The organism is Kitasatospora sp. NPDC059648 (assembly GCF_042734825.1).
GTDB lineage: Bacteria > Actinomycetota > Actinomycetes > Streptomycetales > Streptomycetaceae > Kitasatospora.
Genome location: NZ_JBHWDU010000007.1, coordinates 147,697 through 168,517, shown reverse-complemented (window position 1 = coordinate 168,517; position 20,821 = coordinate 147,697). Strand labels below are relative to the sequence as shown.

Sequence of the window (20,821 nt, the reverse complement as noted above, 5' to 3'; positions counted from 1 at the left end):
CCCGCGGGCGGGGCACCCCCTGGGGGCCCCCCCGCCAGTCCGCGGACTGCTACGACCAACCCGGCACCGGCGGCAGGGGCCAGCCCGGCAGCAACGGCAGCGGCCCGTCCGAGCGCAGCCCCGCCGCCGGACCGCGCCCGGCGAACCAGGCGAGCAGTTCGTGCCCGGCGCCGCTCACCACCGGGCCCGACCCACCGACCACCCAGCCCCGGCCGAGGTCCTCCGCCTCGACCCGGGCCAGCGGAACCCCACGCGCTGCCAGCGCCGCGGCCGTCTCCCCCAGGGCCGTCCGCACCAGTCCTTCCGGCCAACTCTCCGACGTGCGACCGGTGTTCAGATCGACGTGGTGCACCTCCAGCTCCCGCCAGGCGCGCCACAGGAGGTACCAGGCCGGGTGCCGCCAGCCCGCCAGCGCCGGAACCAGCACCGTCCTGCGCTCGACGGGCAGCTCCGCCGCGTCCCGCAGCAGCCCGTCCAGGCTGTCCCTCAGGTCCGCGGCCAGCGCCCGGGCGTCACGCCCCGCGCCCTCGACCAACTGCCGTTCCAGCTCGGCTGTGCCCGCCCGCGGCCCGGGCGCCGTGCCGGTGCGGGCCAGGGCGAGCATCCACCGGTAGGCGTCGGCACTGCGGGCGAGGTGGGTCAGTACGTGCCCACGGCTCCAGTCGGGGAGCAGGGACGGCTCGCGGGCCTGCCGGTCGGTCAGCGCCTGGGCGTCCGCACCGAGGCGCGCCGCCGACGCCCGAACCTCCCGGAACAGCTCGCCGAACTCCATCGCGCCCTAACCCGCTTTCTCGGCAAGCGACTTGATGCCATCCAGGGTGGCCGTCATGCCGGTCCGGAGCTCCCCCAGCCGGTAGGCGACGATCTTCTCCTCGGCCTCCGGCCGGGCCTCGATGGCCAGCACCACACCACTGCGGCCCGGGCCGATGACCACCGAGTGGCGCAGCCTGGTGCCGCCGTCCTCGGGGATCAGGTCGAAGCGCCACCGGGCCAGTGCTCCGGCCACCTCCGACACCGGGGCGCCGAACCGGCCGTCCGCGTCCATGACGGCCCAGGCGAAGACGCGGTGCTCGGCCAGCTCCACCACCTCGGAGACCGTCCGCCAGTCGCGCGTGTTCGGCCGGCTGTTGAACCCCTCGAAGCGCGAGCCGAGGGCGGGACCGTCCACGCCGCCCACCTTGCCTACGCCGTCCGCGCCGCCCGCGCCGCCCAGCCAGGCGACCCGCTGGAGCTCCGGGCTGAGCCGGGCGGGCAGCTCGATGTCCGTCACCAGCGCCCAGACGCGCTCCACCGGCGCCCGGACGAACACCTCGCACTGCGCACCCGGACCATCGGCGTACCGCATACCGCTCCCCCTCCACTGCCTGACGTACTCGTCCGTACGGGTCGACACCCGCCGTGCCCCCGCCTGGGCGTCCGGAACGCACGAAGGCAGCGGGCGGGTTGCCGCCCTTCTCGCGGGCCCTGCCACCGATGATCGATCCTGGCGAACATCCAAGTCAATCCACCGATTTGCTGGGAAAGCCCCAAGTTAGACCTTGGGTCGGGCCCCTCGGGCGCGGGTCCGGACCCGGCGTACCCTGGGCGCTCGTGACCCTCGACGACCTCCGAATCTTCGCCGCCGTCTGCCGGGCCGGCTCGCTCAGCGCCGTCGCCCGCGAGCTGGCCTGCAGCCAGTCAGCCGTCAGCCAGCACGTGAAGCGGCTGGAACGCGAGCTGGGGCTCACCCTGATAGAGCGCCACCCGCGCGGTGTGGTGCCCACCAACGCCGGGCGCCACCTGCAGACCGCCGTGGCCAACGGGCTGGGCGGCATCGACCACGCCCTGCGCACCATCGCCGAACTCGCGCGCGGCGAGGGCGGATCGGTGCGGATCACCACCGGCGCCACCAGCATCCGGCACTTCATGTCCGCGGCCGTGGTGGACTTCCGCGAGCGCTATCCGCAGGTCAACCTGGAGTTCCAGACCGGCGTCTCCAGCCGCAACTGCCTGGAGGCGCTCACCGCCGGCCAGGTCGACCTGGCCTGGATCACCCTCGGCACGCCGGTCCGCGGCATCGAACAGCGGCCGGTCGCCGACCTGCCCTGGGTCCTCGCCGTGGCGGCCGGCGACCCGCTCGCCGCCCGTACGCGCATCGAACCCGCCGACCTGCAGGACGCCCGGCTCATCGGGCTGCCGCAGAACTCGGTGTCCCGCTCCCAACTCGACGACTGGCTGGGAAAGTCGGGCATCCGGCCGGTCTTCGACACCAGCGTCGCGGACTGGGACACCGCGATCCTGCTGGCCGAACTCGGCCTCGGCCACGCCGTCGTGCCCGCGCTCCCCGAGTGGCAGGGCCCCGGACACCCCGGCCTGCGGCTGGTCCCGCTGCCGGACCTGCCCGGCCTCACCGTCGGCTGGGCCGCCCGCGAATGGGACACCCTCGGCCCGCTCGCCCGCACCTTCGCGGACACCGTCGCCATCCACTGCGCGAGGCCGCTCCCGGCCGGCCCCGCGCCCGCGCCCTGACCCAGGTCGCCCCCACTCCGGCGACACCACCGCCTCCGGCCCCGCCGGCTTCGGGGTCCCGTGGTCCGCCGGTAGGAGGGCCGGCAGGCCGAGCACCCACTCGTAGTTCGCGCGGTCAGTTCGTGTGGAAGGAGTCGGTGCGCCCGATCTCGGCGAAACCCCGGCGCGTGTACCACTCGCGCGGCCAGCCGTCCGCCTCCGCGAGGAGGAAGAGCTGCGGAATCCCGGCGGCCGCCGCCAACGCCAGGGCGCTGGCGAGCAGGGTGTCCCCGTGGCCCGCGCCACGGTGCGGGGCCGCGGTGACCAGGTCCTCGACCTGGGCCAGCCCGGCGGCCGGTTCGAGGTAGAGGTCCGCCCAGGCCGCGACCTCGCCGTCCGCCGTCCGGGCGGTCAGGAAGTGCACCTGTTCGGCACCGCGCAGCCGGGTCGGCCGGCGGTCGGTGAGCTGTCGGGTCAGCTCCTCGCCCTCGTACCACTCCGACTGCTGCCGCAGCACGGCCTCCCGCATGTCGGCGAACTCCGTCGGCAGGGCGGCCGGTTCGGGGAGTTCACAGCCCGCCGTGTCCCGGACCAGGACCACTGCGGTGCCCCGCTCGTACCCGGCCTCCGCCAGCACCGGCGCGGCCCGCTCGCCCCACTGCTCGTCCAGCACGGTGATCGCGTACTGCCTGCGCTGCCCGAGCCAGCGGGCGGCCAGACCGGGCAGCGCCGCCGGGTCCGTGCCGGGCCCGGTGACGATCAGCTGGTTGTGCTCGTGGGAGAGGACGTAGTCCGCGTTCCGGACCGCGAAGACCCCGGTGTACTCGGGCAGTTCGACGATCTCCGGCGCATGGCGGCGGGCGAAGGAGGCGCGGAAGGCGCTCACGCGCTCAAGCAGATCGGACATCCCGCCATGATTGACCGGCTCCCGGCTCCGGCCAAGCGAATTTCGGGCGGAGGGCAACGGGCCCGTACCGCTGGATCCCGTCCCGGACGCCGTCCGTCGGCACGGTGGCGTCGAACACGGCCGCCTCGACCGCGAGGCCCTCGTCGATCGGCAGGTCGGTCCCCCGGGTGACGGCCCGCAGGCAGGCCGCCACCGCGGTCGGAGCGCGGCGGATGACGCGGTCCGCCAAGTCCTGGGCCCCGCCGAGGTCGGGTGCGGGACGGGAGCCGGGGCTGAGGGGTGGTGTGTCGCGACGGCGCGGGGAGGTGACGGGGCGATGCCCCGGAGGCGTGGCCCGGGGCCGGCCCGGCACCGGAGCGGGGGCTTCCTACCGGGCCGCGCGGGCGAAGCGGGTCGACCATTCGGCGATGAGGGTGCGGAGTTCGGGCGGGTGGACGACCTGGAAGTCGGCGGCCAGGGAGCCGAGGGCCATGGCTGGCCAGTCGAGGGAGTCGGCGGTCATCCGGAGCCGGCAGTGGGTGGGGTCGACCTCCTCGACCTCGCCCCAGCGGCCGACGTGGGCGCGGACGCGGTCGGCCGGGGCTTCGACCAGGGCCTCGACGCGGTTGGACCGCGGCGTGGCGTTGAGGCCCGCGCGGACGTACTCGGCGGCGTCGGCGGCCGGGAGGGTGCGCGGGGCGAAGCGGGCACCGGTTCCCTCGGCGGTGGCGAGGCGGTCGAGGCGGAAGGTGCGCCAGTCGCCCCGGTCGAGGTCGTACGCGACCAGGTACCAGCGCCGGTCGAGGCAGACCAGCCGGTGCGGTTCGACGTGCCGTTCGGTGCGGGCCGCGGTGGCCGCGGTGTACGAGAAGCGGAGCCGTTCGCTGTCGCGGCAGGCGAGGGCGACGGCCGTGAGGGCGTCCGGGTCGACGCCGGAGCCGGCGGAGGCACCCCAGTCGACGGGGACGGTGACCGCGCGCAGCGCCTCGACCCGGCGGCGCAGCCGGGCGGGCATCACCTGCACCACCTTGGCCAGGACCCGTACCGCGGCCTCGGCGACGCCCTCGACCGGGCTCTCGGCGGCTGCCTGCAGCCCCACCGCGAGGGCGACCGCCTCCTCGTCGTCGATGACCAGCGGCGGCAGGGCCGCGCCCGCCGCCAGTTGGTAGCCGCCGTCGACCCCGCGCTGGGCTTCGACGGGGTACCCGAGTTCGCGCAGCCGGTCGATGTCGCGGCGCAGGGTGCGCACGGAGATTCCGAGCCGGTCGGCGAGTTCCTCGCCAGGCCAGTATCGGTGGGTCTGGAGCAGGGAGAGCAGTCGCAGCGTTCGGGTGCTGGTGTTCGCCATGCTCCGATTCTGTCCTGAATTCAGGACAGGAAGTGGCCGCAATGGTCCGTAACGTTGTTCCTGTCCGAGAGAGCAGGAACCGAACGGAAGGCCAGAGCCATGACCACGACCCCCGCCGCCACCACCGCCCCCGTCACCGGCGAGCGCGCCGACCTCCTGGTGGCCCTGGAGAAGCAGCGGCACTTCCTGCGGTTCACCACCCGCGACCTCACCGACGAGCAGGCGGGCCTGCGGACCACCGCGAGCGAGCTGTGCCTGGGCGGCCTGGTCAAGCACGTGACCGCGGTCGAGCGCCTGTGGGCGAACTTCATCGTGGAGGGCCCGTCCGCGATGCCCGACTTCTCCACCTGGACCGAGGCCGACTTCGCCCGCCGGGCCGACGAGTTCCGGATGCTGCCCGGCGAGACGCTGGCCGCGGTCCTCGACGAGTACGCCGAGGTCGCCCGCCGCACCGACGAGCTGGTGGCAACGCTGCCCGACCTGAACGCGAGCCAGGCGCTGCCGAAGGCCCCCTGGTTCGAGCCGGACACCGAGTGGTCGGCCCGCCGGGTGCTGCTGCACATCGTCGCCGAGACGGCCCAGCACGCGGGCCACGCCGACATCATCCGCGAGTCCCTGGACGGCGCGAAGAGCATGGGCTGAGCCGTGCGGGGGCTGCCTGCCGCACCCGGCCGGGCAGCCCCCGCCCCCGTCCGGGTTCAGACCTCGCCGACGAGGGTGAACCCGGCCCCGTCCACCGCGCTGCGCACCGCGGCCGCCTCCAGCGGTCCGGCGGAGGCCACGGTGACCCGGCCGCTCGGCGCGTCCGCGACGACGTCGGTGACGCCGGGGATGGCGGCCAGCCCGGCGCTGACCGTCCGCTCGCAGTGGCCGCAGCTCATGCCGTCGACGGCGAGAACGGTGGTGATGGACATGGCGGTGCCTCCATTGGCGTGTCAGGGGTGATCGGCCCGTCAGGGACGACCGGCGGGCGCGGTGATCGGCGAGCCGCGGTGATCGCCGGGCCGGTCCGCACCACCACCACAGCGGAATCCGGCCGCCGCGCCCAGGGACACGCCGCCGGGATGGCACCATCGAGTGGTTTCGGGAACCGGCCGGGTCCCGCGCCCGACGGCGACCGTCCGGGGGCTCCCCGACACGGCGTCCGTCCGCCGCCGATCATCCGTTGATCCCGCTCCGCCGCAGTGGCCCGAGGAAGCGCGCCACCGCACTCGCCACCACCTGAACCACCACCACCCACCTGCCCGTTCCTCCTGACGAACCCTTTCGCCCCACGCAGGAGCTGTTCTGCCACCATGAAGCGCTGGAAGCCCTGGCACGCCGCCCTGGCCCTGGCCCTGGTCGCGACGGTGACCGCCGGACTGCTCCGGTGGCAGCCCTGGCACGACGAATCCGCGCCGCTGGCCTTCACCACCGCCCCCGGCGGCTCCGCCCGCTTCGGCACCGGGGAGCACCTCCACCGCTACAAGGTGCGGGTGGAGGACGGCATCCCGGAGACCCCCGAGCAGTTCGCCGCCGAGGTGGACGCCGTCCTCGGCGACACCCGGCGCGGCTGGTCGGCCGGGAACACCGCGTCCTTCCAGCGGATGCCCGCCGACCCGGTGGACTTCACGGTCTACCTGGCGACCCCCGCGTCCACCGACCGGATCTGCGGCCAGTACGGGCTGGACACCGGCGGCTGGGTCAACTGCGGCGTCCAGCACCAGGTGGTGATCAACCTCAAGCGCTGGACGGAGCTGTCGGAGTCCTACCAGGGCCGGCCCGAGCTGTACCACGCGCTCGCGGTCAACCACGAGGTCGGCCACATCCTCGGCAACGGCCACGTGGACTGCCCCGGCCCGGGCGCCCCGGCGCCGGTGATGATGCAGCAGATCAAGGGGCTGCACGGCTGCGTCCCCAACGGCTGGCCCTACTCGGACACCGGCACCCTGCTCACCGGCCCGCCCGTCCAGGCACCGGGCAACGCGCCGTAGGCCGGGTCGGCGCCCGCCGGGCGCGAGCACTCCCCCGAGCACGGATAATCACTGGTCGGGCCGGGGGTCGCGGTACGACGACCCCCGGTCCCGATCGTGTCCGTACCCGTCCGTCCGTGCGTGGAGTGAAGAGCCTTGAACGATGTGGAGAACCTGGACTTCCCGGCCCTGCTGGAGGCCGCCGAGGCGGCCGCTCGGGCGACCACGGGCCGGGGCCACGTCGCCGACTACATCCCGGCCCTCGCCGAGGCCGACCCGGAGGCCTTCGGCATGGCCGTGGCCACCGTCGACGGCGAGCTGTACGGCGTCGGGGACTGGGAGCAGCCGTTCTCCGTCCAGAGCGTCTCCAAGCTGTTCTCGCTCGCCCTCGCGCTGGCCCACAGCAGCGACGGCGGCGAGGCGCTCTGGCGGGGCGTGGGCCGCGAACCCTCCGGCAACCCCTTCAACTCGCTGGTGCAGCTGGAGACCGAGCACGGCATTCCGCGCAACCCCTTCATCAACGCCGGCGCCCTCGTGGTCACCGACCGCCTCCAGTCGCTGACCGGCGACGCCTCCGGCGCGGTACGGGAGTTCCTGCGCCGCGAGTCCGGCAACCCGCTGCTGGACACCGACCCGGTGGTCGCCGCCTCCGAGGCGGCGCACGGCCACCGCAACGCCGCGCTCGCCCACTTCATCGCCAGCCACGGCAACCTGCAGAACCCGGTCGAGACCGTGCTGGAGCACTACTACGCCCACTGCGCCATCGCCGCCAGCTGCCGCGACCTGGTGCTGGCCGGCGCCTTCCTCGCCCGTTACGGCGTCCGCACCGACGGCACCCGCCTGATGACCCGCAGCGAGGCCAAGCGGATCAACGCCGTCCTGCTGACCTGCGGCACCTACGACGCCGCCGGCGAGTTCGCCTTCCGGGTCGGCCTGCCCGGCAAGAGCGGCGTGGGCGGCGGCATCCTGGCCATACTCCCCGGCCGGGCCGCGGTCTGCGCCTGGGGCCCCCGCCTCGACCAGGCCGGCAACTCCGTCGCCGCCGTGACCGCCCTGGACACCCTCACCACCCTCTCGGGCTGCTCGGTGTTCTGACGGCCAGGAGGGCCCGGTCACGAACGTCGTCACGAACGTCGTCGCGACCGGGCCCGACGGTCCTACCCGCCAGCGGACTCACTCCACCGTCACGCTCTTCGCCAGGTTCCGCGGCTTGTCCACGTCCCGGCCGAGCGCGACCGCCGCGTGGTAGGCGAGCAGCTGGAGCGGGATGTTGAGGAGCAGCGGGTCGAGTTCGGGCTCGCTCTTGGGCACCAGGATGCAGTGGTCGACGAGCCTGTCCTCCGGGCGCCGGTGGGCGACGGCGATGACCCGGCCGGAGCGGGCCTTGATCTCGCCGAGGGTGGTGAGGTTCTTGTCGAGCAGCTCGTCGTCCGGGACCAGGGCCACGGTGGGCAGTTCGGGACTGATCAGGGCCAGCGGGCCGTGCTTGAGCTCGCTCGCCGGGTAGGCCTCGGCGTGGACGTAGGAGATCTCCTTGAGCTTCTGCGCGCCCTCCCGGGCCACCGGGTAGCCGCGGACCCTGCCGATGAACATCATGCCGGTGGAGTCGGCGTACTCGGCGGCCAGCTTCGCGATCGCCTCGCTCTGGTCGAGCACCTCGCGGATCTGGTCGGGCAGCGCCTGGAGGGCGGCGACGATCCGGCGGCCGTCGGCGGGCGAGAGGTCGTGGATGCGGCCGAAGTGCAGGGCGAGCAGCGCGAAGGCGACCACGGTGGAGGTGAACGCCTTGGTGGAGGCGACGGAGACCTCGGGCCCGGCGTGCAGGTAGATGCCGCCGTCGCACTCGCGGGCGATCGCGCTGCCCACGGTGTTGACCACGCCGAGCACCCGGCCGCCCTTGCGCTTGATCTCCTGGACGGCGGCGAGCGTGTCGTAGGTCTCGCCGGACTGGCTGACCGCGACGTACAGGGTGTCGGCCTCGATCACCGGGTTGCGGTAGCGGAACTCCGAGGCGGGCTCGCTGTGCGCGGGGATCCGGGCCAGCTCCTCGATCAGCTGGGCGCCCATCTCGCCCGCGTAGTAGGCGGATCCGCAGCCGAGGATCTTCACCCGGCGGATCTCGCGCAGCTCCCGGGCGTCCAGGTTGAGGCCGCCGAGGTGGGCAGTGCTGAAGCGCTCGTCGAGCCGGCCGCTGAGGGTGCGCTCGACCGAGCCGGGCTGCTCGTGGATCTCCTTGAGCAGGTAGTGCTCGTAGCCGCCGGTGTCGAAGGAGTCGATCTCCCAGTCGACGGTGGACGGCTGGCGGTGGGTGGTGCGGGCGTCGGCGGTGAAGGTGCGGAAGCCGTCGGCCCGGACGGTGGCGAGCTCGCCGTCCTCCAGGTGCACGACCTGACGGGTGTAGCGGACGAGGGCGGAGACGTCGGAGGCCGCGAACATCTCCTTCTCGCCGATGCCGAGGACGATCGGGCTGCCGTTGCGGGCGACCACGATCCGGTCCGGCTGCTCGGCGTCCAGCACGGCGATGCCGTAGGTGCCGACGACCCGGCCGAGCGCGGCGCGGACGGCGTCCTCCAGCTCGACGCCCCCGGCGGCGTGCGCGGCGATCAGGTGGGAGAGCACCTCGGTGTCGGTCTCGGAGCGGAACACGGCACCGTCGGCGGTCAGCTTGGCGCGCAGCTCGTCGGCGTTCTCGATGATGCCGTTGTGGACGACGGCGATCCGCTCGGCGTTGTCCAGGTGCGGGTGGGCGTTGGCGTCGCTGGGGACGCCGTGGGTGGCCCAGCGGGTGTGGCCGATCCCCGTGCCGCCCTTGAAGCGGGCCGGTACGGCGGCGGCGAGGTCGGCGACCCGGCCCTTGACCTTGCGGAGCTTGAGCCCGCCGGTGCGCCCGGCCACGGCGACGCCGGCCGAGTCGTAGCCGCGGTACTCCAGCCGGGCCAGGCCCTCCAGCAGGAAGGGGGTCGCGTCCTTGGGGCCGATGTAGGCCACGATTCCGCACATGCGTGGACTCCTCCAGAAATAGGGGATGGACCGGGCTCAGCCGTAGACGATCCGGCGGAGCTGACGGGCCGAGAGTTCCGGCGCCGCGACGCGGCGGGCGGGCAGCTCCTCGGCGAGCCGGGCGAAGATCCGTTCGTTGGTGAGGCCTCGTGCCTGCAGCTCGCCGTGGCGGCGACGGACGTACTCCTCGGTGGTCTCGGAGAAGTACGCCAGCACCTCCGCCACGACCCTCGCCGCTTCCCGGGGCCCGAGCGGGCTGGTCCGGGCGAGGTGGGCGAGGAGGTCTTCGTGAGGGTGGGGTGGGCTCGGCACGAATGAAGACTCTAGGCCGCGCCGCTCGCCGAAGCCAAAGATCCTGCCCGGAATCGGGCAGACTTCACGCCTTTCGGCCCAGGTAACCCCTCGGACGCCCTCCGGTCACCTTCCCGACGGACTCTTGATGCCGCGCCGACTCCGCCCTTAGCGTGACCTCCGGCACACCTAGCCGAAGACCGGAGGGCTTGCTGATGTGCGGGATCACCGGATGGGTCGCCTACGACCGCGACCTGACCTCCGAACGGAACGTCCTCGACGCGATGACGGCCACCCAGATCTGCCGCGGCCCCGACGCCGGAGGCGTCCACCTGGAGCCGCACGCCGCGCTCGGCCACCGCCGCCTCGCGGTCATCGACATCGAGGGCGGCGTCCAGCCGATGGCCGTCGAGCACGACGGCCGCCCGCTGGCCGTGCTCAGCTACAGCGGCGAGGTCTACAACCACCGCGAGCTGCGCGCCGACCTGGAGGCGGCCGGGCACCGCTTCCGCACCCGCAGCGACACCGAGGTCGTGCTGCGCGCCTACCTGGAGTGGGGCGAGGGCCTGGCCGAGCGGCTGAACGGCATGTTCGCCTTCGCGGTCTGGGACGCCCGGCGCGAGGAACTGCTGCTGGTCCGCGACCGGATGGGCGTCAAGCCGCTGTACTACCGCCCCACCCCCGACGGCGTGGTGTTCGGCTCCGAGATGAAGGCGGTCCTGGCCCACCCCTCGGTCCGCGCCGTGGTCGACCTGGACGGGCTGCGCGAACTGCTCGCCCACACCCGCACCCCCGGCCTCACCCCGTACCGGGACGTCCTGGAGGTCCGGCCCGGGCACGTGGTGCGGGTGCGCCGCGGCGGCCTCTCGGTGCGCCGCTACTGGGCCCTGGAGGCGCGCGAGCACGCCGACAGCCTGGAGTCGACCGTCTCCACCGTCCGGGCGCTGCTGGACGACATCGTCCACCGCCAGCTGGACGCGGACGTGCCGCTCTGCTCGCTGCTCTCCGGCGGCCTGGACTCCAGCGCCGTCACCGCCCTCGCCGCCAGGACGCTGGCCGCCGCCGGCGCCGGCCCGGTGCGCTCCTTCGCCGTGGCCTTCGCCGGGCAGCCGCAGAACCTCCACGCCGACCCCGTCCGGCAGTCCCAGGACGGCCCCTTCGCCCGGCTGCTCGCCGACCACGTCGGCGCCGACCACAGCATGATCGAGCTGGACGCCGCCGAGCTCGCCGACCCGGCCCTGCGCTCCGCGACGGTGCGCGCCCGCGACCTCCCGAACGGCGTCGGCGACATGGACGTCTCGCTGCTGCTGCTCTTCCGGGACGTGCGCCGCCACTCCACCGTCGCGCTGTCCGGCGAGTCCGCGGACGAACTCTTCGGCGGCTACCGCTGGTTCCACGACCCGAAGGCCGTCGCCACCGACGACTTCCCCTGGGCCGCCGGCCTCGCCGCCATCGCCGGCGCCGGGTCCGCCCCGCGCGAGCGGCTGCTCGACGCCGACCTGCTCCGCAAGCTCGATCTGGAGGGCTACCGCCGGGCCCGCTACCGCGAGGCGCTCGCCGAGGTCCCGCACCTGGAGTCCGCCGACCCGCTGGAGCGGCGGATGCGCGAGATCTCGTACCTCAACCTGACCCGCTTCGTCTGCATCCTGCTCGACCGCAAGGACCGGATGAGCATGGCCAACGGCCTGGAGGTGCGGGTGCCGTTCTGCGACCACCGGCTGGTCCAGTACGCCTTCAACACGCCGTGGGCGATGAAGTCCTTCGACGGCCGGGAGAAGAGCCTGCTGCGCGCCGCCGTCCGGGACGTGCTGCCGCCCGAGGTCGCCGACCGGGTGAAGAGCCCGTACCCGGTGTCGATGGACCCGCTCTACCCGGCGCAGCTGCGCTCCGAACTCGCCCGGCTGGCCGCCGAACGGAAGTCCCCTGCCCTCGACCTGCTCGACCGGCGGCGCCTCACCGACGCGCTCGCCCCGGACACCGACCCCCGGTCCGTGCGGCTGGCCGTCGACCTCGCGCTGGACCTCGACGCCTGGCTGGCGGAGTACCCGGTGACTCTGGAGCTCTGACGCCCCGACCCGGACGGCACGGGCGGCCCACCCGGGGCGGGCCGTTGCTCCGTCCGGGTGAACGGACCGGAACCGGGGCCCCGGCGGGCGGTTGGTCACCCGACGGCGCCGCTGACGAAGGATCACCCGGAACCATCCCGGCGCGTCGGGGCGTACGGGCGATGCGGTAGCGTCGCCGACACCTCCCGAATGGCGGGCGAAAACGCGGGTTCCCGCCCCCGTGCCGTCAGGATGGGAGCGAACCGTTCGCCTCGATCCGCCGGGGGATCCCGTCATGCAGCCGCGATTCTTCGCGATTCTCACCGCCCTGCTCCTGGGCGTCCTGGGCCTGGGCTCGGTGGCCGTCACCGACTGGTCGCCCGCGGCGGCCAACGCCGCCCCGGCCTCCTCGACCGCCCCGGGAGGCGGTGCGGGCGCCCAGCCGGTCGCGGTCGGCGGGGCGAGCGCCACCCCGACCGGGGACCCGGCGGTGTGGACCCGCTCGACGCTGCGCAACAAGATGATGGCCGAGATGGACGCCGCCGACCCCGGCGTCGCCCTCGCAGACCTCGACAGGATCACCAAGGAGAAGCCGTACACCGTGCGCTTCTGCCACCCGATCGCGCACGAGCTCGGCCACGCGGCGGTCAAGCGCTACCACGAGGACTTCCAGAAGGTCATCTCCTTCCCGCACGAGACCTGTGCGGCCGGCTACCTGCACGGCGCGGTCGAGGAGATGCTCAACGCCTCCACCCAGCCCGAGGTGGACCTGCTCAAGCTGTGCGCCCCCAAGAACACCGGCCCCTGCATCCACGGCGTCGGCCACGGCACGATGTTCGTCGCCAAGCAGGACGTCGCCAAGGCCCGCGACCTGTGCAACAGGTTCACCACCGAGCAGAACCGGATCCGCTGCTCCGAGGGCCTGTTCATGCAGCTCTTCGGCCCGGACGAGGAGGACGAGCAGGCAAAGGCCAACCTGCCCGCCGACAAGCTGGCCCAGGACCCGCTGTACCCGTGCAAGGACCAGCCGTCGCTGTTCCAGTCCGCCTGCTACTTCTACGCCCCGACCTTCTACCTGTCCTCGCACGACTACCCGAACCACCCCGAGGTCTACGCCGACGCGCTCAAGTGGTGCCTCAACGGCAAGGCCAACGGCGGGGCCGTGGACTGCAGCCGGGGCGTCGGCTCGCGGACCATGAAGTACAACCTGGACCGCGAGGACTGGGCCGCCCAGCAGTGCGCCACCGCCGCCGACGGCTGGCAGCGCAAGGCCTGCGCGGAGGGGCTGGTCAGCTACTACACGGTCAACTACACCGACGGCGGGGCGGCCGGGCGGCTCTGCGCGAAGATCACCAACAAGGAGATGCAGGGCTACTGCCGTTCGGCGGGCGGCCTGTCCGGATCACTGGACTGACTTCCGACCCGGTCGGCGAACCGGTCGTCCCGTCCCAGCTGCTGGGCCCGCGCCGCACGGCGCGGGCCCGTTTGCGTAGGATCACCCGACCATCGCCTGATCGGGGTGCGCCGAGGAAGCCGCGCCCGGCCCGGTCCCACCCACGGCCTCCCCGGAGCACGCCATGACCACCGAGGACTTCCGCAGCGCTGCCCACGCCACCGCCGACCTGGTCTCCGACTACCTCACCGAGCTGCCCGCCCGCCCGGTCTGGCAGCCGATGGGCGACGCCGCCCGGCAGGCCCTGCTCGACGCCCCGCTGCCCGCTGAAGGCCGCCCGCTGGGCGAACTGCTGGCGGCCATCGAACGGGACGTCCTCCCCCACCCCATGGGCAACGGCCACCCGCGCTTCTTCGGCTGGGTCAACTCCGCCCCCGCCCCCGCCGGGGTGCTCGCCGCCCTCGCCGCCGCCGCGATGAACCCCAGTTCGGCCGGCGGCGACCACGCCGACGTCCACCTCGAACGCGCCGTCGTCCGCTGGATCGCCGAACTGGTCGGCTTCCCGCACCCGGCCGGCGGCGGGCTGCTCACCTCCGGCACCTCGATGGCGACCATCGTCTGCCTCGCCGCCGCCCGCAATCGCGCCGCCCGCCGGGCCGGGCACGACGTCCGCGAGGAGGGCCTGGCCGGCCTGCCGCCGCTGGTCGGCTACGTCACCGGCGAGACCCACTCCTGCGTCCGCAAGGCCGCCGAGCTCCTAGGCCTCGGCAGCAGGCACCTGCGCGCCGTCGCCACCGGCTCCGACGGGCGGCTCGACCCCGCCGAGCTGCGGACGGCCGTCGAGCGCGACCGCGCGGCCGGGCTGCTGCCCTTCCTGGTGGTCGCCTCGGCCGGCACCGTCGGCACCGGCGCGGTGGACGAGTTCGGGCCGATCGCCGACCTCTGCGAGGAACAGGGTCTGTGGCTGCACGTGGACGGGGCGTACGGCGCCTTCGGCCGCCTCGACCCCGCGATCGCCCACCGCTACGCCGGGCTGGAGCGCGCCGACTCGCTCGCCCTGGACCCGCACAAGTGGCTCGGCGTCCCGGTCGACTGCGGCTGCGCGCTGGTCCGCGACACCGACGAACTGCGCGGCACCTTCAGCCTCGTCCCGTCCTACCTGCGCGACGAGGCGGCCGGGGCGCTCGGCTGGTTCTCCGAGTACGGCACCGAGCAGACCCGCCCGTTCCGCGCCCTCAAGGTCTGGGCCACCATCGCCCACCGCGGCCGCGCCGGGCTCGCCCGGGACGTCGCCCGCTGCACCGCACTCGCCCGACGGCTCGGTGAACTGGTCGACGCCGACGATGAGTTGGAGCTGCTGGCGGAGGTCCAGACCTCCATCGTCGCGTTCCGCCACCGGGCGGCCGGACTGGACGGGACGGCACTGGACGCCCTCAACCGCGACCTGCCGGTCGCCGTCCAGCAGCGCGGCCGCGTCTTCGTCACCGGCGCCCGGTTCGACGGGCGGGAGATGCTCCGCGCCTGCCTGCTCAACGCCGCGACCACCGAGGAGGACCTCCACCTCCTGCTCGCCGAGGTGAAGGCCGCCGCCCGGACGCTGCTGCCGTAACACACCGTCGCGGGCCTTAACCACCAGGTCACGGACGCTTCGCGATCAGGAAACACCGGTCGGGCACGGTGGAGGCCATGGAGCACTCGAAGCCTTCCCTCCACCGCGCCCGCCGCTGGCGCCGCGACACCGTCGAGCTCGCCGCCGCCTTCCTCTCCGTCACCGCGGCCGACCTCATCGCGAAGGTCGTCCTCCACGGCTCCGACGGCCCGGTCGTCCTCGCCACCTCTGCCCTCGCGCTGCTCGCCGCCGCCCTGCTGCACGCCTGGTGGTCACCGCACGCCCCTCCCCCGACCGTCCTGTGGCGGGTGCGCACCACCGCGCTGGCCCACACCCACACCACGCTCGCCGACCACCAGATCACGCTGGTCTCGCTGCACCCCCACCCCACCACCGACGAACTCTTCCTGCGCACGCCGCACACCCTCACCCCCGCCGCCCTGAGCGCCCTCCTCACCACCAGCGGCCACACCCTCCAGGACGCCCCGACCCGGATCGCCTGACCCGGATCGCCTGACCAGGATCGCCGACCCGAACGGGCCTCAGGCCTCGACCTCGACGGCCGCGCGGACCTCCAGGGCGCGCTCGGCCAGGTCGTCCGGGCGGATCGCACCGGTCCCGTCGATGACGGCGCCGACGGTCGTGCCGTCCGCCCAGACACAGACGGTCCGGGGGGCGCTGGAATCGCCCATGACCGCGCAGTCGAGTGCGCCGCCGAGCGGGCCGGCCGGGTAGTCCCGGCGCTCCCGGATGGGCTCGTTGTCGGGCCAGCGGGTGGCGTCGGAGCCCCAGACCGCGCCGAACTGCCGGTCCAGCTCCCCCCGGGCGTCCGGGAAGCTCCCCGTCATCCCGGCGACCAGCAGGCTCCTCCGGCCCGATCCGGCGGGGCCGTAGCCCGCCACGGACACGTCCCGGTAGGGCTTCAGCGCGGTCAGGTTCCCGTGCAGGCGGGCGCGCTCGGTGGTGACCACGTCGTCGTCCGGCATCCGCTCCTGGTCGCCGATCCGGTCCGCCAGGGCGATCCGGTGCGCGGGCGGGGCCCCGGCGCCGGTCACCGCGGCCACGGTCAGGGCCGCGAACAGGGCGACGACCACCCCGCCCGCGATCCAGGCCTTGCGGGGCACCGTGCGGTACCAGGGCAGCGGGGCCACCGGCTCCAGGGTGTTGGCCCATATCGCCTGTAGACCACTGGGTCTCTCGGACGGCCGCTCGTTCTCCGCGTCCACCATGCCATCCCATTCGTGCTGACAAACGTTCAACAGGTCGCCGGATGATACGTCAGCACGCGAATGATCCGCACCAAGCGATCGGATCCGGTGGTGACCGGCGCCGGATGTGACGGGCCGTTCAGCTCAGCCATGGGCCGCGGGCTGGATCACGCACACCGTGTTGCCCAGCATGCTGCCGAAACCCCCGAGCAGGGCGCCGGTCACGGCCCTGCAGGTGGCCGCCTCCTCCGGGGTCTTGGGGCCGTTGTTGCCGGTGTTGCTGGTGCTGTTGATGCTGGTGCCGGCGGCGGCGGACTGGGCGAGGGCGATCGGCGCGGCCAGCAGCAGGGCGCAACAGGCCGCGGCGAGCGCGGAGTTCTTCACGGACATCGGGGAGCCCCTTCGGATCGTGATGGGTTGGGCGGAGAAGCCGAGCCATCCCTATCCGAAGGGGCTCCCGCGGTCACGGATCCTGGGCCATTCGTGAGCGTGTCCGGTCAAGCCCGGTCAGGTCGTCCTCCGCGCCACCGCCCGGATGGCGGCCGCGAGTTCGGGCACCCCGTGCTCCTTCAGCACCCCGTAGTGGTCCCCGGCCAGCTCCACCACGGTGGGCGGGGCGGCCGAGTAGCCGGTGCTGCCCTCGATGAACGAGTAGTCGTCGCCGGAGGCCTTGAAGACGGTCACCGGCGCCGCCAGCCGCCGCTCGGCCAGCTCGCGGAAGCTGTACTCGAACTCGTAGGTCCCGCCCACGATCCGGGTGATCCGGCGGATCACCTCCTCCCCCAGCGCGGGCAGCATCCGGTGCACGCAGGCCACGAAGGTGTCCTCGTCGACCGTCTCCGCCAGGCAGCGTTCCAGTTCGGGCCCGTTGATCGCGCCCCCGAACACCGAGAACAGGATGGTCACGTACGCGGGGTCGGCGTACGAGGCCTCGCGGCCGCACCGCCGCCCGCCGGCCCGGCGGACCTCCGGGTTGCCCGGGCAGATCAGCAGCAGGTCCGCGACCTCCTGGCCGGCCTGCTCCAGCTGCCAGGCCGCCTCGAAGGCGACCCGGGCGCCGAAGGAGTAGCCCCACAGCGTGTACGGGCCCTCGGGCTGCACCCGGCGCAGCTCGTCGACGTCGGCGGCGGCCGTCTCGCGGACGGTGGTGTACGGCGTCTCGCCCTCGTTGATGCCGTGCGCCTGGACGCCGTAGAAGGCGCGCCCGTCGCCGGCCTCCCGGCCGAGCAGCCGCAGGTTCATCGGGTAGCCGCCCAGCCCGGGCCAGCAGAACACCGGCCGGCCCTGATCCCCCGGCTGCAGCGGCACCAGCCGGGAGGCCCCGGCCGCGTCCGCGCCGGCGGCGTCCGCGATCCGCGCCGCCAGGTCGCCCAGCCGCGGGCACTCGAACACCACCTGGAGCGGCAGCGAGGTCCCGAACTCGCGGTTGACCCGGTTGACCAGCGCCACGGCGATCAGCGAGTTGCCGCCGACGGCGAAGAACTCGTCCGTCACCGACGCCTCCTCGTACTTCAGCTCCTGCCCCCAGAGCTCGGCCAGCCGGCGCTCGTGCGCGGTGCGCGGGGCGACGTACTCGCTGCGGGCCTCGGCCGTGCGGACGGCGTCGGAGGCGGCGAGGGCCTTGAGGTCGACCTTGCCGTTCGCGGTGAGCGGCAGGGCGTCGACGATCAGCACCCGGTTGGGCAGCATGTAGTCGGGCAGCAGGTCGGCGAGTTCGTCCCTGATGATCTCGGCCGGTCCCTTCATGTGCACGGCGTCCTCGTGCATGCCCTCGCTGAGGACCTGTTCCTCGCTCACCCTGCCGCCGAGGAGGAAGTACGACGCGCCGCCGGCGGTGCCGAGCGAGTCGAGGATCTCGTCGATCCGGCGCGCGGAGGGCAGCGGGTGGCCGGACCTGGAGCTGTAGCCGGAGGACATGAAGCCCAGGCCGAGGCTGTTGCGCTGGAGGTGGTGCAGCGCGGTGCCGAGCGCGATGTACTCCAGCCAGTCCGCGCAGCCGCGGCTCACCGCGGTGATGCCGAACGCGGCCCGGGCGTACACCGCCTGGTTGATCGCGATCACGTGCCGGGACTCCACCACCTCGTCCGCGACCCGGGTCAATTCGCCGTCGGCGTAGCGGTGGAGGCCGGCCGGCAGGCCGTCCACCCGGTCCTCGTGGGCCTGGACGTACAGCTCGGTGTGCACCGCCGGTACCTGCCCGCGGTTGCGGTCGACGGTGAAGCTGCCCAGGTAGTGGTCCTCCTCGGCGACGTCCAGCCGCCGCTTGACGGCAGGGTCGAAGCCGAGTGGGCGCACCTCCAGCCCGTACTCGGGCAGCACCTCCTCCAGGACGCCCAGCATGTGGCCGGCCTCGAACTCCAGCACCTCGCGGATGTTGTTCCTGTACACCGGCTCGATCGCGCCGTTCTTCCCGGAGAAGTGCAGCGTCAGGTACGGCTTCGCGCCGGTGGCGGCGTCCCCGATCCGGACCAGGCCGTGCTCGACCGGGTGGTAGTAGTACAGCCCGGCCGCCAGCCCGTCCAGGCCGTCGGTCTCCAGGTAGAGCTGGGTCGCGTACAGCGCGCCGGGCGAGGCGTAGGCGTACTTGGGCAGCAGCCGCTCCGCACTGTGGAACTGGCCGAACCAGCGCAGCACGTGGCCGAGTTCGGGGAAGGCCAGCAGGCCGAGTCCGCGCCCGAAGGGGCTCGCCGGGCGGGGGGCGAGCAGCGCGGTGAGGTCCTCGCGGGTGACCGGGCCGCCGTCGTAGAAGCGGTAGGTCTTGCGGGCGAACACCTCCCGGCGCTGGGCCCCGCTCTCGCGCCGACCGGGCAGTTCGACCACGGCCCGCCCGGCCAGTTGGGCGAGGTCGCGCACGCCGGGGTCGGACAGCTGGGCCCTGACCTGCAGCCGGCTGGCCTTGGACCGGTGGTGGCCGCCGTGGTCGCCCTGGTCCATGAGGGCGGCCTCGCGCGGATCGAGCTCGACGCAGGCGACCAGGTCCTGGTGGCCGGTGCGCTCGTCGCCGGTGACGACGGCGGCCGAGCGGCGGACCCAGGCGTGCTCCTCGATCGCCCGGGCGATCTCGTCCGGCTCGACCCGGTAGCCGCGCAGCTTGACCTGGTTGTCGACCCGGCCGACGAACTGGATGGTGCCGTCCGGGTTCCAGTGCACCAGGTCGCCGGTGCGGTACAGCCTCTCGGCCGGGGCGAACGGGGACGGCACGAAGCGCTCGGCGGTCAGCTCGGGCCGGCGCAGGTAGCCGCGGGCCAGCTGGACGCCGCCGATGTACAGCTCTCCGACGTCCCCGAGACCGACCGGCGCCAGCCGCTCGTCCAGGACGTAGCACTGGGTGTTGTCCACCGGCCGGCCGATCGGCACCGAACCGGCGCCCTCACCGAGCGCGGCCGGGTCGACCACGTGCGCGGTGGCGTTGATGGTGCACTCGGTCGGGCCGTAGAGGTTGACCAGCGAGGCCCAGGGCAGCGCGCTGCCCAGCTCCCGGGCCAGCCGCAGCGAGAGCGCCTCGCCGCCGGAGAACAGCCTGGTCAGGCCGGTGCAGTCGGTGAAGCCCTCGGTGTCCAGCAGGGCCTGCAGCAGGGTCGGCACGCACTGCAGCGCGGTCACGCCGTGCCGGCGGACGGCGGCGACCAGCGCCTCCGGGTCCCGGTACAGGCCGGGCGTGCCGGCCACCACCCGGGCGCCGACGGCCGGGGCGAGGATCTCCCACTGGGCGGCGTCGAAGCTCATCGGGGTCTTCTGCAGCACGGTGACCCCGGGGTCTAGGTGCCCGGCGGTGAGCAGCCAGCGCAGCTGGGAGACCACTGCGCCGTGCTCGATCTGCACGCCCTTGGGGCGGCCGGTGCTGCCGGAGGTGTAGATCACGTAGGCCAGTGACTCCGGCGCCGGGCCGCTCCCGTCGGCGCAGCCGTGGACCATCGGCGCCTCCCCGACCGTGAGGATCGCGGTGCCGGGCGGGACCAGCGCGGCCAGCCGGTCGTGCAGGTGCTCCTGGGTGAGGACGATCCCGGTGCCGCTGTCCTCGATCATGTAGCGGAGCCGGTCCTCGGGGTACTCGGGCGACAGCGGCAGGTAGCCGGCCCCGGCGTACAACACGCCCCAGGCTCCGGCGACCAGCTCGACGGAGGGCTCGACGTACAGGCCGACGCAGCCGTCCGCCCCGGCGCCCAGTTCGCACAGCTTCGCGGCCAGGCCGCGGGCCCGTTCGGACAGCTCCAGGAAGGAGAGGTGGCCGTCCCCGCCGATCACGGCCGGGGAGGCGGGCCGGGTGCGGACCTGCCGGTCGAGCAGCCCGGTGAGCGCGGTGCCGGCCGGAGCCCGGCGGGCGTGCGGGAGGGTGCCGGCGTCGGCGGTGCCAGAGGCGGAGGAGGAGGGAGCGGCGGTGGTGTTGTTGCCCATGGGAAAGCCTCGGGTGCGTGGAGGTGCGTGGACGTACGAGCCCCGGCGGGCCTGCTCACCAGGAGCGCCGGGCACGGACTCCACCGTCGGCCGCCCGTTGTCCCGGCCGCATGAGGCGCTGGTCCGGACCTGTGCCGGGGTCGTCCCGGTGGGGCCGTCGCGCACCTGCGGGCATTCGTGCGTTCACGATCACGTAACCGGCCGGAA

General features: G+C 73.8%; 18 protein-coding genes. 8 read left to right on the top strand and 10 right to left on the bottom strand.

All coding sequences use genetic code 11. The features are described 5' to 3' along the window. Window positions 1-49: 49 nt before the first annotated feature. Both ACFV1W_RS07395 and ACFV1W_RS07390 read right to left on the bottom strand, forming a co-directional pair. On the bottom strand, window positions 50-772 hold the full coding sequence (locus ACFV1W_RS07395) for a maleylpyruvate isomerase family mycothiol-dependent enzyme (RefSeq protein ID WP_380413960.1): 723 nt from the start codon (window positions 770-772) through the stop codon (window positions 50-52). A 6-nt stretch (window positions 773-778) separates the two neighbouring features. Next, complete coding sequence (locus tag ACFV1W_RS07390; protein WP_380413958.1) at window positions 779-1,345, bottom strand: SRPBCC family protein; 567 nt, start codon at window positions 1,343-1,345, stop codon at window positions 779-781. 245 nt (window positions 1,346-1,590) lie between these two features. Between ACFV1W_RS07390 and ACFV1W_RS07385 the strand changes: the two genes are divergently transcribed. Next, entirely contained in the window at window positions 1,591-2,508 is a 918-nt protein-coding gene (locus ACFV1W_RS07385) for a LysR family transcriptional regulator (RefSeq protein ID WP_380413956.1), read from the top strand. Window positions 2,509-2,623: 115 nt separating this feature from the next. Here ACFV1W_RS07385 and ACFV1W_RS07380 read toward each other — a convergent pair whose 3' ends face one another. Together ACFV1W_RS07380 and ACFV1W_RS07375 are read right to left on the bottom strand one after the other, a co-directional pair. Next, window positions 2,624-3,394, bottom strand: coding sequence for a GNAT family N-acetyltransferase (locus ACFV1W_RS07380; RefSeq protein WP_380413954.1), 771 nt, complete (start codon window positions 3,392-3,394; stop codon window positions 2,624-2,626). 367 nt (window positions 3,395-3,761) lie between these two features. Continuing rightward, entirely contained in the window at window positions 3,762-4,721 is a 960-nt protein-coding gene (locus ACFV1W_RS07375; RefSeq protein WP_380413952.1) for a helix-turn-helix transcriptional regulator, read from the bottom strand. A gap of 99 nt (window positions 4,722-4,820) precedes the next feature. On the opposite strand from ACFV1W_RS07375, the gene ACFV1W_RS07370 reads away from it, so the two are divergent. Next, window positions 4,821-5,363, top strand: coding sequence for a DinB family protein (locus tag ACFV1W_RS07370; protein WP_380413950.1), 543 nt, complete (start codon window positions 4,821-4,823; stop codon window positions 5,361-5,363). Window positions 5,364-5,419: 56 nt separating this feature from the next. Here ACFV1W_RS07370 and ACFV1W_RS07365 read toward each other — a convergent pair whose 3' ends face one another. After that, a complete protein-coding gene (locus ACFV1W_RS07365; RefSeq protein ID WP_380413948.1) occupies window positions 5,420-5,635 on the bottom strand; it encodes a heavy-metal-associated domain-containing protein in 216 nt (71 codons plus the stop codon). Between the two features lie 381 nt (window positions 5,636-6,016). Here ACFV1W_RS07365 and ACFV1W_RS07360 point away from each other — a divergent pair, with 381 nt between their 5' ends. Both ACFV1W_RS07360 and ACFV1W_RS07355 read left to right on the top strand, forming a co-directional pair. Next, window positions 6,017-6,694, top strand: a complete 678-nt coding sequence (locus ACFV1W_RS07360) for a DUF3152 domain-containing protein (RefSeq protein ID WP_380413947.1) — start codon at window positions 6,017-6,019, stop codon at window positions 6,692-6,694. A 153-nt stretch (window positions 6,695-6,847) separates the two neighbouring features. After that, the gene (locus tag ACFV1W_RS07355) at window positions 6,848-7,768 is read left to right on the top strand and encodes a glutaminase (RefSeq protein WP_380413978.1); all 921 of its coding nucleotides are present in this window, start codon (window positions 6,848-6,850) and stop codon (window positions 7,766-7,768) included. Between the two features lie 78 nt (window positions 7,769-7,846). Here ACFV1W_RS07355 and glmS read toward each other — a convergent pair whose 3' ends face one another. Both glmS and ACFV1W_RS07345 read right to left on the bottom strand, forming a co-directional pair. After that, window positions 7,847-9,673, bottom strand: coding sequence for a glutamine--fructose-6-phosphate transaminase (isomerizing) (glmS, locus tag ACFV1W_RS07350; protein WP_380413945.1), 1,827 nt, complete (start codon window positions 9,671-9,673; stop codon window positions 7,847-7,849). Window positions 9,674-9,709: 36 nt separating this feature from the next. After that, a complete protein-coding gene (locus tag ACFV1W_RS07345) occupies window positions 9,710-9,985 on the bottom strand; it encodes a hypothetical protein (RefSeq protein ID WP_380413944.1) in 276 nt (91 codons plus the stop codon). A 194-nt stretch (window positions 9,986-10,179) separates the two neighbouring features. Between ACFV1W_RS07345 and asnB the strand changes: the two genes are divergently transcribed. From asnB to ACFV1W_RS07325, 4 genes are all read left to right on the top strand, one after another. Next, window positions 10,180-12,030, top strand: coding sequence for an asparagine synthase (glutamine-hydrolyzing) (gene asnB / locus ACFV1W_RS07340; protein WP_380413942.1), 1,851 nt, complete (start codon window positions 10,180-10,182; stop codon window positions 12,028-12,030). Window positions 12,031-12,304: 274 nt separating this feature from the next. Further along, window positions 12,305-13,423 carry a hypothetical protein gene (locus ACFV1W_RS07335; RefSeq protein ID WP_380413940.1) on the top strand — a complete coding sequence of 373 codons (1,119 nt, stop codon included), beginning with the start codon at window positions 12,305-12,307 and terminating at the stop codon, window positions 13,421-13,423. Window positions 13,424-13,586: 163 nt separating this feature from the next. Beyond that, entirely contained in the window at window positions 13,587-15,011 is a 1,425-nt protein-coding gene (locus ACFV1W_RS07330) for a pyridoxal phosphate-dependent decarboxylase family protein (RefSeq protein WP_380413939.1), read from the top strand. A 77-nt stretch (window positions 15,012-15,088) separates the two neighbouring features. Continuing rightward, entirely contained in the window at window positions 15,089-15,514 is a 426-nt protein-coding gene (locus ACFV1W_RS07325; protein WP_380413938.1) for a hypothetical protein, read from the top strand. A 39-nt stretch (window positions 15,515-15,553) separates the two neighbouring features. Here the strand turns inward: ACFV1W_RS07325 and ACFV1W_RS07320 are convergent, their stop codons facing one another. The 3 genes from ACFV1W_RS07320 to ACFV1W_RS07310 all read right to left on the bottom strand — a co-directional run bounded on the left by ACFV1W_RS07320 (window position 15,554) and on the right by ACFV1W_RS07310 (window position 20,614). After that, the gene (locus ACFV1W_RS07320) at window positions 15,554-16,240 is read right to left on the bottom strand and encodes a hypothetical protein (protein ID WP_380413937.1); all 687 of its coding nucleotides are present in this window, start codon (window positions 16,238-16,240) and stop codon (window positions 15,554-15,556) included. 123 nt (window positions 16,241-16,363) lie between these two features. Then, window positions 16,364-16,609: a hypothetical protein gene (locus ACFV1W_RS07315; RefSeq protein WP_380413935.1), complete on the bottom strand. Its 246-nt coding sequence runs from the start codon at window positions 16,607-16,609 to the stop codon at window positions 16,364-16,366. 117 nt (window positions 16,610-16,726) lie between these two features. Next, the gene (locus ACFV1W_RS07310) at window positions 16,727-20,614 is read right to left on the bottom strand and encodes an amino acid adenylation domain-containing protein (protein ID WP_380413934.1); all 3,888 of its coding nucleotides are present in this window, start codon (window positions 20,612-20,614) and stop codon (window positions 16,727-16,729) included. Between the last annotated feature and the right edge of the window lie 207 nt (window positions 20,615-20,821).